Origin of the sequence: Paenibacillus chitinolyticus (assembly GCF_045038035.1) — a bacterium.
GTDB lineage: Bacteria > Bacillota > Bacilli > Paenibacillales > NBRC-103111 > Paenibacillus_F > Paenibacillus_F chitinolyticus_A.
Map to the genome: position 1 here is coordinate 3,868,314 of NZ_CP173427.1, position 15,204 is coordinate 3,883,517.

At 49.2% G+C, this 15,204-nt stretch carries 13 protein-coding genes; 2 read left to right on the forward strand and 11 right to left on the reverse strand.

The genetic code is table 11. The features are described 5' to 3' along the window. Positions 1-17 precede the first annotated feature (17 nt). The 9 genes from ACI48J_RS17215 to ACI48J_RS17255 form a co-directional block, all read right to left on the reverse strand. The gene (locus ACI48J_RS17215; RefSeq protein WP_405079457.1) at positions 18-1,235 is read right to left on the reverse strand and encodes an acetate/propionate family kinase; all 1,218 of its coding nucleotides are present in this window, start codon (positions 1,233-1,235) and stop codon (positions 18-20) included. Beyond that, the gene (locus ACI48J_RS17220) at positions 1,232-2,104 is read right to left on the reverse strand and encodes a 3-hydroxyacyl-CoA dehydrogenase NAD-binding domain-containing protein (RefSeq protein ID WP_326056683.1); all 873 of its coding nucleotides are present in this window, start codon (positions 2,102-2,104) and stop codon (positions 1,232-1,234) included. The genes ACI48J_RS17215 and ACI48J_RS17220 overlap by 4 nt, the downstream gene beginning before the upstream one ends. Positions 2,105-2,434: 330 nt before the next feature. Continuing rightward, positions 2,435-3,091 (reverse strand): ABC transporter ATP-binding protein, encoded by a 657-nt coding sequence (locus ACI48J_RS17225; RefSeq protein WP_405079458.1) that lies wholly within the window; start codon positions 3,089-3,091, stop codon positions 2,435-2,437. After that, positions 3,091-4,371 (reverse strand): hypothetical protein, encoded by a 1,281-nt coding sequence (locus ACI48J_RS17230; protein ID WP_405079460.1) that lies wholly within the window; start codon positions 4,369-4,371, stop codon positions 3,091-3,093. Before ACI48J_RS17230 ends, ACI48J_RS17225 begins: the two co-directional genes overlap by 1 nt. Beyond that, entirely contained in the window at positions 4,368-5,360 is a 993-nt protein-coding gene (locus ACI48J_RS17235) for an FtsX-like permease family protein (RefSeq protein ID WP_405079461.1), read from the reverse strand. Before ACI48J_RS17235 ends, ACI48J_RS17230 begins: the two co-directional genes overlap by 4 nt. Positions 5,361-5,579: 219 nt before the next feature. Then, positions 5,580-7,100, reverse strand: coding sequence for an AAA family ATPase (locus ACI48J_RS17240; protein ID WP_326056685.1), 1,521 nt, complete (start codon positions 7,098-7,100; stop codon positions 5,580-5,582). Continuing rightward, positions 7,097-7,630, reverse strand: coding sequence for a hypothetical protein (locus tag ACI48J_RS17245; protein WP_218229841.1), 534 nt, complete (start codon positions 7,628-7,630; stop codon positions 7,097-7,099). Before ACI48J_RS17245 ends, ACI48J_RS17240 begins: the two co-directional genes overlap by 4 nt. A gap of 140 nt (positions 7,631-7,770) precedes the next feature. Then, positions 7,771-8,274 (reverse strand): DUF5590 domain-containing protein, encoded by a 504-nt coding sequence (locus ACI48J_RS17250; protein WP_405079462.1) that lies wholly within the window; start codon positions 8,272-8,274, stop codon positions 7,771-7,773. 28 nt (positions 8,275-8,302) lie between these two features. After that, positions 8,303-9,601 (reverse strand): amidohydrolase, encoded by a 1,299-nt coding sequence (locus ACI48J_RS17255; protein ID WP_405079463.1) that lies wholly within the window; start codon positions 9,599-9,601, stop codon positions 8,303-8,305. A 240-nt stretch (positions 9,602-9,841) separates the two neighbouring features. On the opposite strand from ACI48J_RS17255, the gene ACI48J_RS17260 reads away from it, so the two are divergent. After that, positions 9,842-10,471, forward strand: a complete 630-nt coding sequence (locus ACI48J_RS17260) for a DUF47 domain-containing protein (protein WP_009675522.1) — start codon at positions 9,842-9,844, stop codon at positions 10,469-10,471. 23 nt (positions 10,472-10,494) lie between these two features. Next, complete coding sequence (locus ACI48J_RS17265; RefSeq protein WP_326057297.1) at positions 10,495-11,508, forward strand: inorganic phosphate transporter; 1,014 nt, start codon at positions 10,495-10,497, stop codon at positions 11,506-11,508. Positions 11,509-11,609: 101 nt separating this feature from the next. Here the strand turns inward: ACI48J_RS17265 and ACI48J_RS17270 are convergent, their stop codons facing one another. Beyond that, positions 11,610-12,233, reverse strand: coding sequence for a redox-sensing transcriptional repressor Rex (locus ACI48J_RS17270; protein ID WP_326057300.1), 624 nt, complete (start codon positions 12,231-12,233; stop codon positions 11,610-11,612). Then, positions 12,220-15,093 carry an ATP-dependent DNA helicase DinG gene (gene dinG, locus ACI48J_RS17275; protein ID WP_405079464.1) on the reverse strand — a complete coding sequence of 958 codons (2,874 nt, stop codon included), beginning with the start codon at positions 15,091-15,093 and terminating at the stop codon, positions 12,220-12,222. Before dinG ends, ACI48J_RS17270 begins: the two co-directional genes overlap by 14 nt. Positions 15,094-15,204 lie beyond the last annotated feature (111 nt).

A 15,204-nucleotide genomic window follows, 5' to 3' on the forward strand; every position in this document is an offset into this window, starting at 1 on the left:
TGGTAAAAAAAATCATTTTACCGCTTCGCTTCCTGCAGCCGGTTCACCAGTTCAAACGTGTCCCGCGCGATCATCCACTCTTCGTTCGTCGGAATGACCAGCACCTCTACCTTCGAATCGTCGGTCGAGATACGCTTCTCGATTCCCCACCCGTTAATGTTGCGCTCGGAGTCGAGTTCAAGACCGAGATACGACAATCCCTCACATACCGCTTTGCGCAAAATAACGGAGTTTTCGCCTACGCCGGCGGTAAAAATCAATACGTCGATGCCGTTCATCGCCGCCGCATAAGAGCCGATAAATTTACGCAGCCTGTACGTATACATATCGAAGGCAAGCTTCGCGTTTTTATCGCCACTGTCCATCGCTTCCGTAATTTCACGCATATCGCTGCTCAATCCGGAAATAGCCTGCAGTCCGCTGTGCTTGTTCAGCATGGAGTTCACTTCATTGAGGGACAAGTCCTCTTTGCCCATCGCAAACGTGACGACAGCCGGATCGAGATCACCGCTCCGCGTTCCCATCATCAAGCCTTCAAGCGGGGTAAGCCCCATGCTCGTATCCACGGATTTGCCGCCCTGGATAGCCGTGCAGCTTGCACCGTTCCCGATATGGGCGGACACGATTTTAAGCTCTTCCAGCGGACGGTCCAAGAACCGGGCGGCACGCTCGCTCACATATTGGTGAGAGGTGCCGTGGAAGCCGTAGCGCCGGACTTTATGTTTGCTGTACCAGATTTTCGGGATCGCGTACATATAAGCTTGAGACGGCATCGTCTGGTGGAAAGCCGTATCGAAAACGACGACCTGAGGTACATCGCCCATATTCGCCTCTACGGCGTTAATACCCAGCATATGGGCGGGGTTATGAAGCGGCGCCAGATCAAACAGACGCTTGATCTCCTTCTTCACTTCTTCCGTAACGACAACCGAGGAAGAAAACGCTTCCCCGCCATGTACGATGCGGTGACCCACCGCATCGATTTCATGCACCGATTGTAAAACCCCGTGCTCTTTATGAACGAGCTTATCCAGCACTTTTTTGATGGCCGTCGTATGCTCGAGAATTTCGCTGACCTCACGGACCTCGGTCTTCCCTTCCGGCTCGTGGGTAAGAATAGCCGAATCCAGCCCGATCCGCTCTACGCGGCCTTTAGCCAGTACGGTCTCATCCTTCATGTTGTACAGCTGATATTTGACCGATGAGCTTCCTGCATTAATGACGAGAATATTCACATTCTGTCACCATCCTTATCGTACCGGAAAAATCCTTCCCCGGTTTTAACGCCCAAATGTCCGGCATGCACCATCTGTTTCAGCAGGAAAGAGGGCCGGTATTTCAATTCGCCGAATTCACGGAACATCCGGTCCAGTGCGGCCAGCACCGAGTCCAGTCCGAAGCGGTCCGCCATCTCGAGAGGTCCGTGCCGGAACTCGTAGCCTTTGCGCATCGCCAGATCGATATCTTCCGCAGAAGCCACACGCTCCGCGAGCGTATGAACCGCTTCGTTAATGAGCAGGCAGATAAGCCGGGACGTGACAAATCCGGGCGACTCATACACCTTGATCGCCGTTTTCTGGATCACATCTTCAACGAAGCGACGTGTCAGCATATACGTGTCTTCCGAGGTTTTCAGACCGCGGATAATTTCTACAAGGTCGATTTTAGCAACCGGATGTATAAAATGAAGACCGATCACCCGCTCCGGATGCTTAGTCGAAGCGCCCAATTCCGTAAGACTGAGTGTGGAGGTATTGGAAGCCAGAATGAGATCCGGGCCGCAAATTTCGTCCAGCTTCCGGAACAAGCTCTTCTTAAGATCCAGATCCTCGGAAATCGTCTCAATCACCATATGGCAGGAAGGAAGCTCTGTCAGATCCGTCGTTTTATGAATGCGAGAAAGAATCAGCTTCTTTTCCGCACCCGTAATAGCCCATTTCTCCAGCTGTTTATCCAAACTCAGCTCGATCATGGCCCAGGAATGTTCCATTCTTTCAATATCTTTCTCAACCAGGACAACCTCCAGGCCTTTAGCCGCCAACATCTCGGCTATCCCCTGCCCCATCGTTCCTCCACCGATAACACCTATCTTTTTATATTGCATCCCTATTCTCCTCTTCGTCCGTTAATCTAGGGGTGTCGATTTTTATATCTCTTTTCAAGTCCATCATACACCGTTTTCATGCCTTTTTCATTAGTATACACAAAACTTTCAAAAGCAACTGAGCGATTTCGACAACTTTCGCAAGTTGTGAAAAAGGACACAGACAATCACGCTTCATTATACGGGTTCTTACCCGTTAAGAAATAGTGGAAATCTAGAAATTTCAGTGGTTAAGCAAATGAAAAAACACCTCCGCATACGAATATAGCGGACGTGTTTTTAGAGTACAAAATGAATATATGTTTACATAAACAGATGTTTTTGCACCATTTATTCATCACTGATATGAAAAATTCTTTGACACTCTTCGGCTATCGACCGGTCGTGGGTGACCATCACAATCGTTTTTCCCTGTTGATGCAAATTATGAAACAATGCCATGATAGATGCTTCCGTTTTTTCGTCTAACGAACCCGTAGGTTCATCGGCTAAAATGACATCTGCATCGTTAACTATTGCCCGGGCAATGGCCGTTCTCTGACATTGTCCTCCCGAACATTCGGAAGGATAACGGTTTCTTAGTTCAAAGATCCCTACAGACTTCAATACCTGGTTAACTTTCTCCGTCATAAAAGCTTTGGACATTTTATTGTATTTTAAAGGCAGCATAACATTCTCGAAAATGCTCCGGTCCTGTAGAAGCGCGAAGTGCTGTACGATAAACCCGATATGATTTCGCCTAAAGCGGCTCAGCTCCGCTTCCTTTTTTCCGCTTATATTCTCTCCTTTAAAACAATACTCGCCGCTGTCCAGGGATGTTAGCCCTCCCATAACGTTCAACAGCGTCGATTTTCCCGATCCGCTTCTACCCATGATAGCCACCATCTCACCATATTTGATCTCAAGGGATAAATGGTGAAGCGCTCGGACGGCCGCTTCTCCGCTTCCGTAAGTTTTGCAGGCATCTTTAAGTTGAATGTCAGGCATCAATCCTTCCTCCTTAGCATCGTGTCTACATTTAAACGTCTTAAATGAAGCAGGGGCTGAATACTACTAGTCAGCAGCAATATCAGGCTTAAACCTATCCAAATTGGACTGTAACCGATCTTGTCGCCAAACAAGAGAAGTGTAATCAAAAAAGCCAAAAGATGAGCAGCCGCAAAAATGAGGAGGTTTTCCAATAAAACAAACCCTGTAATATGCCGCATACTCCCTCCGCACAACAAGTGAACACCATATTGGCTCCGGTTACGACTGATCTTGCTGGACATGATCACCGAAAGCGTCAACACGGCGAAGCCCGCCATCAGCAGACCAATTGTCAACATATGTCCGATATTTTCTCCCGCGGTAAATTTTAATAATTTTAGTTCCCAGGGAGAAGAATTCCATATTTCGAAATCAAACATCTGATATTGTTGCCTCAAATCTTCAAAAAAAGCTGCAAAGTTTGCCAATGTGTATCCATTTTCTAACTGAACCGTGCCGCTTAATTTAGTTAAATTACTGATTTTTTGAAAAGAATAATCTTCTTCCGTAACCGGCGGTTCGCTGACCACAACGGATGGCAATACAATATATCGATCCAAATAAAGCAGGTCTCCTTGTCCTCTTGCAGGCATAGCGGAGTTCTTTTCCAAAAAACCGACTATTTCCATCGTAAAGTTTTTAAAATAATGCTGAATTTGAAGGCGATCCCCTACTTTATAAACATCTTGATATTCGTACCCCAAGATAGCAGGCAGAATTCCTTGGTTTGACAAAGTAAAATCTTTTTTATCAAAAGGCCTGCCCAGACTTACACGAAAAGCAAACTCCTTCCATGTAGCTTCATTGATTGAAACCGCTTTAACAAAAGCATAATTCATTCCTTGTGAGTAATAAGGAGCTGCTGGATCTCCATCTTCATAACCGTAATTAAATTTCTCTTTTCCTTTAAAATCAGCAAGATAAATAGGCTGCATGATACGTTCTAGGAATGTAAATTCTTTCTGATGAGTAAGGTCTTGATAGAAGCCTTTAAAGTCTTCAAGCACTCCTTCTCTATTAAGAAAATTCTTTTCATTTTCGCCTTTCAACTTATCCGTCAATTCAAATCTTGGTTTCTCTTGCAATTGCGCTGCATAATGTTGTTCGCTTTTTTTCATAATAGCCATGTTCGCGAATATGGCATTCAGGACTATGAAAGCAATTGTAAATTGGATTACGATAAGAATACTGAAAAACTTCCAATTTTTTAAGCTTTTTAACGTTTCGGAGAATATCATCGTTGGACCCCTCTTACAGCTCGGTCCGTTGATCGTTTCATCATTAAGGTCAAGGGTATTAAGCAGACCGCAATCCCAATCAAGATCGTACTTCCATATTGAGCTAGCAAATCTGCCGGAGAGTAAGAAGATTGCGAGAGTACAAAAATGCCGACAATGCTGCCCCCTGCATAAGATAATACGGAAATAGCCAAATAACGCTTGAAAGAATCCCAAAATATTAATCGTGTCGGAAAACCGCACAATTTTTGTATAGCTATCATCTGTTTCCTTTGTTCTACCCAATAGATAGTTAGAGCCGAAGCACACGTTATAAAACTTAAAACTACAAGAGAATCAATCATTTTAAAGATAGGCTCATTCTGAAAAAAACGCCCAAGTCCTTCACTAGGCACATCTACCTTATTAACACTGCCTCCACTTTGTTCCGAAAAGCGCTGAATGTTTTGAAAGGTATCTTCCAGATTCTTATTGCCATCCAGAATCCATATCCCTTTGGTGTCTGCTTGGGCATTATCCGTTTGTAAAAAAACCATGCGGTCCAATTTACTGGGCTTCTCCATCCCGGTAACCCCGATTATCTCGTAAGAGATTCCGTTAAACTTATACGGTTCTTTTTCTCCCATTGTCTTATGAATATCTCCACCCACGATCGCAATATTTTTACCGGACTTGTTTTTACTATCAAAGGAATGACCTTCGATCATAGGAAAAGGATTTATCGTTCCTTTAAACAAAATCTCCTTTGTTACAGGATCGATTTTTTTGTAAAGGATATCTCCTTGCTTTAACGTATTTTGCAAAGAGGTTTTATCTACGGAGCTTAATCTTTCAAATCTAAAAAATATGGCATCGTCACTGACATAGTTTTGACTAATTTTTTCAACAAGCTTGTACTTGTCCAAATACGAAACGACCATACTCGTAAAAAAACCAATGCAAACAAAAACAAGAAATAACAAAACAGACGATGAATTCGTTCTAGGCATTCGGTTCTCATCCTTCACTGAAAAATATGCTTATTTAATCGCTTCATAATAAAAACTATATGCTTCCTAGCATTTTCCATATTTAAGATCATAAGATGTACTTTATCATTATTAGTAATTATTCTCAAATTTGTCGAGTGGTGCTTCTAAAAAAATAAAAAACCAGCCTAGCTATAAAAGCCTAGACTGGTTCTCGTTTGTATGCGGTTATTCGTAGGCTTAAGCCAATACCGGCTCCAAATGCCTCTTGCTTCCTTCAAGCAGATCCCGGAACTGCTGCCCGGAAATGACCTCTTCCTTAAGCAGAATATCCAGCGATTGCTCGAACACGATCCGGTGCTTCGTCAGAAGCTCTTTTGTACGGGCCATCAACTCATCGAGGATGGCATTGTTCACTTCCAGCAGCTTCTGCTGCGGAACCATTTTCAGATCGACGATGCCGAGAGACGTCAGGCCCGAAGAAATCATCGTGCGGACCATGTCGATGGACTTCTCGAAGTCGTTGCTCGACCCCGTGCTCCGGCCGCCGTAAATAATCTCTTCCGCAGCCGCACCGGCCAGCGCGATCATAATCTGATCTTCGATCGCTTCCTTGGAATACAGATACTGGTCCTGCGGCGGATTATGGCGCACATAACCGAGCGCTTTGCCGCGAGGCCGCAGGGAAACCTGGGCTACGGAATCCGGACGCACCAGCTCTGCGATAATGGCATGACCGAGTTCGTGATAGGCAACCCGGATCTTCTCTTCCTGGGTCGCTTCACGGTCCGTCTGTTCGCCCATCATTACTTTATCGATGGCGTTGAGCAGATCTTTCTGCATGACGTTATCCTGCTGGCCGCGCAAGGCGTAAATGGCCGCTTCGTTCAGCACGCTTTCAAGCTGCGCTCCGGAAAATCCGAAGGTCTGCTCCGCGATTTTCTCCAGATCCGCCGCTTCGTCCAGCGGTTTGTTCTGGGCATGAATCTTAAGAATGGACAGACGTCCCTTCTTGTCCGGCAGCTCGACGTCGATATGACGGTCAAACCGTCCCGGACGGAGCAGAGCCGGGTCCAGCATTTCTTTACGGTTGGTCGCCGCAATGATAAGAATGCGTGGCGTCGTATTTGTATGAATGCCGTCCATTTCGGTCAGGAGCTGGTTCAGCGTCTGGTCGTACTCGCGCTGCTGTCCGCCGTCGCGCTTGCCCCCGATCACGTCGATTTCATCGATAAAAATAACGGCGTTTTGTTTATTTTCCTTCTGGGCTTTCGTTCTGGCTTCCTGAAACAGGGTACGGATCCGCGAAGCCCCTACGCCGACATACATCTCCACGAATTCACTGCCGGAAGCGGCAATGTAGACGGAATTCGTATGGTGTGCGGCCGCTTTGGCCATCAGCGTTTTCCCTGTTCCCGGAGGACCGGTCAGCAGGATGCCTTTCAGAGGGCGGATACCGAGCTTCTTCGTTTCTTCCTGTTTCACGAGAAAATCAAGCGCTTCGACAAGTTCTTTCTTGGCGCGTTCCTGGCCGCCGATCTGATCGAAGCTGAGGTAGGAAGGCTGGCGTGATTTGCCGCGCGTACCGGCTCCCGCGCCGATTCCGATGCCGGAACCTCCGCGGCTTTTCATCATATAAAGAACGGCTGTAATGAGGGCGGCCGTAAACAGCAAAGGGATAATGTTAACTTTAATAAAGGCAAGAAAAATGAAAAGTACCGGAGCAGCGCCAATCGCTATCTCTTTTCCGTATTTGCTCATTTAAACACCCCAACTTTTTCGGCATTTCGCGGCAGCACCACGTATTTGTGCTGATCCCCTTTTTGCAGATGCACGTACACGTTCTGCTCATCCATTTCGGTTTTCACGACCAAATTGCTGTCTTTGTCCGTTTTGTGCTTTTCCAGTGCCGTAGGTATATCGGCATAGTGGCGGGTTTCCATCGCTTGGGCGACGTCGAACAACGCTTGCGCCCACCATTTATCGAGATCCGGAGATTCTTTTGTGTTGACCGACAGTTTCACGTCACGGGAACCGATTGTCGAGGCTCCTTCTTTTGTAATGCGGCCGTACACTTCTCTTAAGCTGGTGTCAGGTTTGAGGGACAGACGGATCGAAACTTCTTTATCATTATATGTGACCTGGGATTGCTCAACCCCCGGTGTTTCTTTCACGATATTGCCTAGCGGTTTTCCGATGGCGTAGGTCTGATAAGCGAACCAGCCGCCAAAAAGGAAAAAAGCGGTGATGACGACACTTAACAGGACGGGCAAGAGACGTATTTTACGCAACTTACGTCCCCCTTTCTATATCATTCGTATTTAGCAAATGCTATACGAATAGTATATCATAGTCCGTAACCCCTGGGCAAAAAAAACGATGGAGTCTTTGACAAATTAACGAAATAAGTGAAATAAGCGAAAAGCCCACCCTATTGTAGGCTGAGCTTAAACGTATCTTCGAGTGCACCCGTCTTTAAATTGTAGTAATCGTAGTACGCACGGTCCTGCTCGTCTTTATAAAAGACTTCCCAGACATACTTTCCCTTGAATTCGCCGGCGTTTACACGCAGAATATCCAGCTTGGGGTTTTTCTTCGCCATAATTCCCCGTACGGCTTCTTCCGTGATGTTCTCGGCCGTCATTTCCGTATGAATCTCGTCGATGGCCAGACCGGTCCCTTCCTGCTTGAACGGTACCCAGACGATCAGCCCGTTGCCGAGCTTGTCCTCCCCGTATACGACTTCATAGGAGCGGGCTCCATGAAAAGCCTCCACCCGGTTAGCCTTGGTCATCGTCGTCTTCTCGTAAGCCGCCTGTACGGCCTGAGAGTTTGTTTCCCAGTAGTTCGCCTGCACGTTTACGTAAAAACGGTTAATGCCGAACCCCGTAGTCAGCACGACAAACAGCCCGATCCAAATGGCTTTTTTAAGCATTCCGTTCTCTCCTCCCTCCTGCTGAAGACTAGCTGCTCGTCAAACGGGCAAAGCACGATTCGAATTCCCGTTTAATCTTCTCTTCGTCAAGTGTCAGGCATTCGCGGCCGCGTACGATCCAGCTGCCGTCCACGCACACGTCTGCCACATCATGGGCGGATGCCGAATAGACGATGTGGGAAACATAATCCGTACGAGGCAGAAAATGAGGCTGGTCGATATCAAGCGCGACAAAATCGGCCTTCATGCCCGGCTGGAGCGTACCGATATCGTCAAGCCAGATAGAGCGCGCGCCCATCGATGTGCCCATGCTTAAAGCGGCGGCAGCCGGAACGGCGGTCGGATCGCCGGATACGCCTTTGTGGATCAGGGCGGCAAGCCGCATTTCCTCGAACATGTCGAGGTTGTTGTTGCTGGCCGCTCCATCCGTGCCTAGAGACACGTTTATGCCGGCTTTGAGCAGCTCAGGCACGCGGGCGACACCGCTCGCAAGCTTTAAGTTGCTCCCCGGATTGTGGGAAACCCCGACGTTGTATTTGGCAAGGACGGCGATCTCTTCGTCCGTCAGATGAACGCCGTGCGCAACCAGTGTCGGTCGCGTGAAAACGCCCAGTTTTTCCAGATGCTCGACAGGCCGTGCGCCGTACTGCTCCGCGTTGGCTTCCACTTCTTTTAACGTCTCGGACATATGGGTATGAATAGGCAGGTCCAAATCATGTGCGGCCTGAACAAAACGTTCGATGTACTCCGGAGGGCACGTGTAAGGAGCGTGCGGAGCCATCATCGTCGTAATGCGGCCGTTCGCGGCACCGTTCCAGTCCTTGGCGAAAGCGATCGCTTCCCGAAGCTTGGCTTCCTGAACGTCGGCCGGACACAGTCCGATGACACCGCGGGTCAGTCGCGCACGCATACCCGAGTCGGATGCGGCCTGGGCCACTTCATTCATATGGTCGTACATGTCGACAAATGTCGTCGTGCCGCCCTTGATCATTTCCAGGATGGCCAGAAGCGTTCCGTAGCGCACGTCCTGCGCCGTGAATTTGCCTTCCATCGGCCACATTTTCTCCTCCAGCCATACCTGGAGGGCTAGATCGTCTCCGTAGCCTCGCAGCAATGTCATCGCCGCATGGCCGTGCGTATTGACGAGTCCGGGCATGTAGAGCTTGCGGTCCCCGCGAATGACTTCGTCATATGTTTCCAGCGGATGCGGCGCATCCTTTCCTATATATGTAAGCTTATTTCCTTCCATAACCATACAGCCTTCGATTACGGGCGCGGCCGCGTCTCCTGTTACGAACAAACCGTTTATGATAATCGTTTTTTTCATGGGATAGCCCTCATTCCGTATAAAGTGCCGAAATCGGCAGTTATTCTTATCTTTTCAATGTACAACGTCACTTGTTTAAAATCAAGCCGAGCAAACAATCGAAAAAACGCTCAACCAGTGATTGCTTTCTGGGGAAATGTTATGATATTTTTAAGTTTGTGAGTTTAAGCTACAAAATTCTACATACATTAAACTTAACTTCACGGAATCTTTACAATCGAATCACTAGGAGGAACCGTAATGGCATCGCTTTTTAGCAGTAAAAGAGGAGACGTCGATTTTTTAAACCTGCTCATACGGGCGGCAGAAAACACACTCCATGCATCCCAGATGTTCAGAAACGCGATGATGGGAGATAAAATTCCGGAAAACTTTTTCCAGATGATCAAAGACATCGAGAGCAAAGGCGATCAGATCACCCACGAAATCTTTAAAGAGCTGAACAAAGTCTTTATCACTCCGCTAGACCGTGAAGATATTATGGAGCTGGCTTCCAAGCTCGACGACGTACTGGACGGCATTGAAGCGACCGCAGCACGTTTTGATTATCTCAACATCAGCCAGACGGACAAGGTTATGCAGGAATTCTCCGCCGTTATCGTGTCCAGCTGCCAACATATGCTCGATGCCTTCAAGCTTCTTTCCAAAAAGAAGTACATGCAGATCCCTCAACATACGGTTGAAATCAATGCGCTTGAAAACGAAGCCGACCGCCTGATGCGTGAAGGCATCCGTGAAATTTTCATCACCAAACGCGATCCTTACGAAGATTTCAAGCTTAAAGAACTTTATGAACGTCTCGAACAGACCACCGATGCATGTGAAGACGTTGCCAACATCTTGGAAAGCGTCGTGCTGCGCTACTCGTAGGCCCAGCAGTTTAGGAGGATTTCATGACGACAACAGTTCTTATTACCTTGATTGCGATCGTATTTCTGGCCCTTGCCTTTGACTTTATTAACGGTTTCCATGATACGGCGAACGCGGTAGCGACTTCGATTTCTACGCGTGCGATGAGTCCGAAAGTAGCCATTATATCCGCCGCCTGTCTGAATTTCGTCGGTGCCCTGTATTCTTCGGAGGTAGCCAAGACGATCGGCAGCGGGATCGCGGACCCGTCCAAGATCAACAACGGCGAATTTATCGTCATTGCGGCCCTGCTTTCCGCGATTATCTGGAACCTTGCAACCTGGTATTATGCCATTCCTTCCTCTTCCTCCCATACGCTCATCGGATCCATTGTCGGAGCCGTGCTGGCCGGGGCGGGAGCCGACTTCGTCAAATGGGGCGGTCTGGGCAAGATCGTGCTGATCCTGGTGCTTTCGCCGATTGTCGCATTTGCGGCCGGTTATATCATCATGACGATCATCAAGTACCTGGTCATCCTGACGGGCAACAAATCCCGTTCGAAGCTGAACCGCGTATTCAAGTTCTTCCAGATTTTGTCCGCCTGGCTGCTCTCTTTCTCCCACGGGGGAAATGATGCCCAAAAAGCGATGGGGATTATCGTATTCGGACTCGTCGCTGCAGGAGCCCAGACTACCATGGACGTGCCGCTATGGGTAAAAATCGCGGCTGCGACCGCAATGGGTCTCGGTACCTCGATCGGAGGCTGGAAAATCATCAAAACGATTTCCAAAAACTTGATCAAAATCGAGCCGATCAACGGGTTCGCCTCGGATTTGACATCTTCCATCGTCATTCAGACTTCTACGCATATGGGGATGCCGCTTTCGACCACTCACGTGATTTCCTCCGCGATCATCGGTTCGGGTTCCGTACTCCGGTTTCATGAGGTGAAATGGGGTACCGTAACACGCATGATCATCACGTGGATCATTACGATTCCGATCAGCATCATTCTGTCTTATGTGCTTTACACCGTGTTGTTTAAGTTTTTCGTATAACATGCAAATTTAATAGCGAGTTCCATTAAAAAACCGCCATACGGCCTTAACGGCCCATATAGCGGTTTTTCTGGTTTTCAAGACCCCGAACCCTCACTTGTTTATTCAGGAAGGTAATAGGCCAAGCTCTGGAGCTCTGCCGTAAAGTCCGCATGATGTACGCGGATTTCCTCGGGTACTTTCAGAATGGACGGCGCGAAGTTCAGAATCGCTTCGATACCCGCCTTTACGAATTGGTTGGCGACATTCTGCGCCTCCGGCGCCGGTACGGTTATGATGCCGATTCGAATGCTGGAATCCCGGATAACATCGGCCAGACGCTCCATGGGCAGAACGCTCATGTTATTGATGACCTGGCCGATCTTGTCCGGCGACGAATCGAAAATCGCCGTTATTTTCATCTGATCGCGCAAGTAGATGTTATAGTTGCACAGCGCCCGCCCCAGGTTACCGGCTCCCACGAGGGCAACCGGTATTTGGCGGTCAAGCTTCAGAATTTGCCGGATCTTCTCGATAAGATAGGTCACATCGTAGCCGATCCCCTTCTTACCGAATTCACCGAAGTAAGCCAAATCTTTGCGGATTTGGGCCGGGTTAAGATTCAGCTTCTGCCCCAGATCCTGGGACGAAACCGTCAATACGTTTTTCTTCGACAGTTCATTAAGAAAACGCAGATAGATCGGCAGCCGTTTGACGACCGCCTCGGATATTTTAAGTGACTTCAAGCGAGTTCTCTCCCATCCATTCCTGAATTCTCGGTACGATGCGCTCTACAGGCATATGCTCAATCTTCGGTCCCGGCAGGGAGTAGAGAAAATGCTTCCCGTACTGCGTCTCGATGACACGCGTATCGTAAATCAGTACAATCCCTTTGTCCGAAGCCCTGCGTACAAGCCGGCCGAAGCCCTGCTTGAATCGGATGACGGCCTGAGGCACCGACAGCTTCATGAACGGGTTCTGATTCCGTTTTTTCAGGTTTTCGCTCTTCGCTTCGACCAGCGGATGATTCGGTGGCTGGAAAGGCAGCCGTACGATCGCCAGGCAAGTCAAGGCTTCCCCGGGAATGTCCACCCCTTCCCAGAACGAACTCGTGCCCAGCAGCACGCATGCTTTATGCTCTTGGAAGAGCCGGGTCAGCTTGCTGCGGTTGCCGGTGTCCACCCCTTGACCGAGCACATGAATGCCGTGCGGGCGGAGATTTTCCTTCAGAACCGCGTGGGCAAGCTTCAGCATCCGGTTGGAAGTGAACAACACGAGCATCCTACCTTGCGTAGCCACGGCCACTTCGGAAAGGGATTCCGTGAGCGCTTTGAGGAATTCCTCTTCGCCGCTGCGGCCCCGGATCATCGGAAAGTCCCGCGGTATGCAGACAAGAGCCTGCTGGCGGTATTGGAACGGCGACGGAAGCTGAACGGTTTTCAGCTTCGGATTCTCCTCTTCTTCGGCCGGCAGTTTCAATCCCAGCTGATCCGCCGAATACTGGAACGATTTATTGACCGACAAGGTGGCCGAAGTGAGAATAACGCTCTCTTTGTTGTCAAAGAAATGTTCGCGGATAAGCGGACTTACGTCCATCGGCACGGAGATCAGGTTGATCGAACGGCTTTTGTTGTATGTCCCCGCTTCTACCCAGTAAACGAAGTTATCGTCCGTCATCTTCATAAAGAAGCGGAGCGTCTCCTTCGCTGCCTGCAGTTCCTTGGCCACGCCGCCGAGATCGGTTACGAAGCTCTGGACGTCGTATTCTTCCTGAACTTCTTTCAAATCCTGCACGAGCGAATCCACGGATTTGTACACCTCTTGAATATGCTGTTCCAGAATCTCCTCGAGATCCGTGAAATCGCTCCAGTTCGGCGGGAGCGATTCTTTCTTCAGGCGCATCACCAGGGAACCGGGGTCGATTTGGCCGGGTTCGGAATTCGTCTGGAGCAGCTCGTAAAACTTTTCACAGAGTAAATCCCAAGCTTCCTTGATGAGCAGGGTTTTCGGGAAAAGGTTGTCGATTCCGTTCATCCAGGTAGCCGCCCGGTAATCGTCGTCATACCGTTGAAGCTTCGTGCGGAGCGCCGGCAGCTGCCCGTTCCGGCTGTCCTTGAACAGCCAGAGAAGCTGATTCGTCAGCCCCAGGTAGTGAAGCTCCTTGCCCAGATGCTTGCTTGCCACTTCTTCGAAATGGTGGGCCTCGTCCAGAACGAGATGCTTATAAGCCGGCAGCACCCGGTTCTCGGCCTTCATATCGGTAAACAGCAGCGAGTGGTTCGTTATGACAACGTCCGAATTGTTGGCGTCATGACGCGCGCGGTGATAAAAGCATTTTTTGAACCACGGGCAGTGCCGGTTCTGACACGACTCCGCATCGCTGGAAACGGTATGCCAGAAAGCGGCCCCTTTGTTCCCGAAATGCAGCTCCTCCTCGTCACCGGTCTGCGTCTGGCTCAGCCAGACGACCATCTGGGCGGCCGTAATGGCGTCCTCTTTGCCCGTTTCGAACTCCTGCATCGAAATGCGGTTCTCGAACTTGCGAAGGCACAAGTAGTGGCTTCGTCCTTTGAGGACCGACGCTTTAAAATTTACCGGGAAAATGTCGTGAAGCAGCGGAATATCCCGTTCCCGTAGCTGCTCCTGCAGATTGATCGTGTGCGTGCTGACGACCACCTTCTCGTCATGCTTGATCCCATAATAAAGGGACGGGATCAAGTAGCCGAGCGATTTGCCCGTGCCCGTACCGGCTTCGATCATAAGATGCCGGTCGTTCTGGAATGCTTCCTCAATTTCGTGAATCATGATTTCTTGGGCTTCGCGGCTTTCGAAATGCTCGAACTTCGCTTTCAGCGCTTCTTTGAGCTGCTCGTAAACGTCTTCAAAAGAGTCGCTCAGTTCCAGCACATCGTTCTCGTCGCGTACCGGGTCTTCGTCCCCCCAGTCCTGCACGTTCAGCGCGAACTGGCGGTAATACTGGTGAATCGATTGGTCTAAGGGGGTCTGCTGTTCCTTGAACCGGGCGATTTCCGACATAAACCAGCCGAGGTCGCTCGTCTCGGCCGGCAGGATTTGAGCCAGCCGCTGAACCGTCAATAAAGGCAGGGACAGAAGCCTGTCCAGGCTCATCGTCCAGATCTCCGCCGTAACGTCCGCATCGCTGTCGGCCTGATGGGGCCGCTCATGTTCGATGCCGAAGGCTGAAGCGACCATGCCGAGCTGGTAAGTCGGAAGAGAAGGAAACACGATTCTCAGCATGTCTATCGTATCCAGGACGCGCCCGGCAAAATCGGGATAGCCCGTTTTGCGCAGAGCCCGCTGTAAAAAACCGAGATCGAACGAAGCATGATGGGCCACGAGAACACAGTCAAAAAGCAGCGGATACATCTCCGCCATAATATCGTCGACCTTAGGAGCATGCTCCACCATCTCGTCGGTGATGCCCGTAAGCTCCGTAATCGAAGAAGGTATACTGATCCCCGGATTTACCAGGGAAGTATACCTGTCGGTTACTTCCATATCATCTATAATAACGAGACCGACTTGAATAATATCGTCAGTCGGGCCCGTTCCAGTCGTTTCAAAATCCAACACCGCAAATTTCATAAGTTCAAGCCTTCTTCCTTTCTCCAGCTTCTATCCTAAGCATACCACATTTAGAGGTCCAGAGGGGAAGTTAGTTTGCCGATTCCGCAAATAAGGAGATCATCCGTTCTT

Coding starts and splice junctions, on each gene's coding strand:
- ACI48J_RS17240 (WP_326056685.1), bottom strand. CDS start 7,100: ATGAGCAAATACGGAAAAGAGATAGCGATTGGCGCTGCTCCGGTACTT.
- ACI48J_RS17235 (WP_405079461.1), bottom strand. CDS start 5,360: ATGCCTAGAACGAATTCATCGTCTGTTTTGTTATTTCTTGTTTTTGTT.
- ACI48J_RS17225 (WP_405079458.1), bottom strand. CDS start 3,091: ATGCCTGACATTCAACTTAAAGATGCCTGCAAAACTTACGGAAGCGGA.
- ACI48J_RS17220 (WP_326056683.1), bottom strand. CDS start 2,104: ATGCAATATAAAAAGATAGGTGTTATCGGTGGAGGAACGATGGGGCAG.
- ACI48J_RS17265 (WP_326057297.1), top strand. CDS start 10,495: ATGACGACAACAGTTCTTATTACCTTGATTGCGATCGTATTTCTGGCC.
- dinG (WP_405079464.1), bottom strand. CDS start 15,093: ATGAAATTTGCGGTGTTGGATTTTGAAACGACTGGAACGGGCCCGACT.
- ACI48J_RS17255 (WP_405079463.1), bottom strand. CDS start 9,601: ATGAAAAAAACGATTATCATAAACGGTTTGTTCGTAACAGGAGACGCG.
- ACI48J_RS17260 (WP_009675522.1), top strand. CDS start 9,842: ATGGCATCGCTTTTTAGCAGTAAAAGAGGAGACGTCGATTTTTTAAAC.
- ACI48J_RS17250 (WP_405079462.1), bottom strand. CDS start 8,274: ATGCTTAAAAAAGCCATTTGGATCGGGCTGTTTGTCGTGCTGACTACG.
- ACI48J_RS17230 (WP_405079460.1), bottom strand. CDS start 4,371: ATGATATTCTCCGAAACGTTAAAAAGCTTAAAAAATTGGAAGTTTTTC.